1 rRNA gene is annotated in these 826 nt (G+C 52.9%); it reads right to left on the bottom strand.

Features of this window, described 5'->3' with window-relative positions:
- Positions 1-684 (bottom strand): 16S ribosomal RNA (locus DESPIG_RS12500); the annotation flags it as partial.
- Positions 685-826: the final 142 nt, after the last annotated feature.

Raw genomic sequence — 826 nt, 5'->3', positions numbered from 1 at the left:
AATTCCGCCACCCTCTCCCGGATTCGAGTCGTGCAGTATCAAGGGCAGTTCCACGGTTGAGCCGTGGGCTTTCACCCCTGACTTACATAACAGCCTACGTGCGCTTTACGCCCAGTGATTCCGATTAACGCTTGCACCCTCCGTATTACCGCGGCTGCTGGCACGGAGTTAGCCGGTGCTTCCTTTGAAGGTACCGTCAGTAGGATGATGATTAGAGCACCCTAGTTTCTTCCCTTCTGACAGAGGTTTACGATCCGAAGACCTTCATCCCTCACGCGGCGTCGCTGCGTCAGGCTTTCGCCCATTGCGCAATATTCCCCACTGCTGCCTCCCGTAGGAGTCTGGACCGTGTTTCAGTTCCAGTGTGGCCGATCATCCTCTCAGATCGGCTACCCATCGTTGCCTTGGTAGGCCGTTACCCCACCAACTAGCTAATGGGACGCGGACTCATCTCTATGCGATAGCTTGCAAGCAGAGGCCACCTTTCCTCACAAAGTTCATCATGAGCGTATTCGGTATTAGCAGTCGTTTCCAACTGTTATCCCCATCATAGAGGCAGATTATCCACGTGTTACTCACCCGTGCGCCACTTTACTCGGGACCGAAGTCCCTTTCGCGTACGACTTGCATGTGTTAAGCACGCCGCCAGCGTTCAATCTGAGCCAGAATCAAACTCTCCAGTTCAAATCTGTAGCAAAGATCTCCGTTGGACGGAAATCAGAATCTCAAAGTTCCTTCCCGTTCGCTATTCACTTGTCAATGAACCACACCGATTCACTCGGCGCGAAGCAGTTGTTTACGCCGCTTCGTTTTCGCTGTCAACAAG

Source organism: Desulfovibrio piger ATCC 29098, assembly GCF_000156375.1.
In the GTDB taxonomy this organism is placed as follows: domain Bacteria; phylum Desulfobacterota; class Desulfovibrionia; order Desulfovibrionales; family Desulfovibrionaceae; genus Desulfovibrio; species Desulfovibrio piger.
Note: the sequence above shows the minus strand (reverse complement) of the source record. Positions and strands in the feature narration are given on the sequence as shown.